Raw genomic sequence first — 857 nt, forward strand, 5'->3', positions numbered from 1 at the left:
GAACTATTTCCTGGTCAGCGACGCGCAAAAATTCCTGGACTCGATTGCCGATGTGTTCGCACGCGTCGTCGAGGAAACCGGCAGTATTGCCGGCGGCGCGATATCCACCCAGCGACTGACATCGTCCGAAGCTGCAGGGGTGTTCCAGGCCCGCTTCAACCCGGTTGCTAACTACTGGAGCGGGCGGGTCATCAAGTACCCACTGTCCTTGTCCGCGGATAACAGCATCGTGATCGGGTCGACCCCCATCTGGGAAGCTGGCCAAGTCCTGACCACGGCCACCAAAATCGACCACGGCGTCAATCGCAACATCGTGATCGGGCCACCCTTGGGGCGCCAGGGCACCGACTCGCCCACGCCTTTCCTGTGGGATGATCTGGTGCAAGCGCACAAGGACGCGTTGAACAGCACGCCAGCCGGTGTGTTTGATACCTTGGGCGACAAGCGCGTGAAATACCTGCGCGGTGATCAGCGCGACGAGATTTCTTCCGCCAACCCGACGGCTCCATTCCGCCCCCGCGACATCGTGCTGGGCGATATCATCAACAGCGGCCTCGTCTACCTGGGAAAGCCTTCCTCAGGCACCTCCGGCGCGGATTACCGCACGTTCTACGACGCCAACAAGAGTCGCAAGCCCGTGGTCTTCGTCAACGCCAACGATGGCATGCTGCACGCTTTTTACGACCTGGATGGCAAAGAGGCCTTTGCCTATGTGCCGGGCTTCCTTTCCGGGCGCCTGAAGCTGCTGCCGGACCAGGACTATAGCCACAACAGCTTTGCCGATGCCACGCCGGTGGTTGCCGAGGCCTACTTCGGCAGCAAATGGCGCACGACGCTGGTGTCCGGGGTCGGCGGTG

General features: G+C 61.5%; 1 protein-coding gene. It reads left to right on the forward strand.

Going from position 1 to position 857, the window contains the following annotated elements:
* A partial coding sequence (locus tag ABW22_RS16525) for a pilus assembly protein (RefSeq protein ID WP_269083920.1) occupies positions 1-857 on the forward strand: 857 nt, incomplete at both ends.

Source organism: Thiobacillus denitrificans (assembly GCF_001530125.1).
Lineage (GTDB): Bacteria > Pseudomonadota > Gammaproteobacteria > Burkholderiales > Thiobacillaceae > Thiobacillus > Thiobacillus denitrificans_C.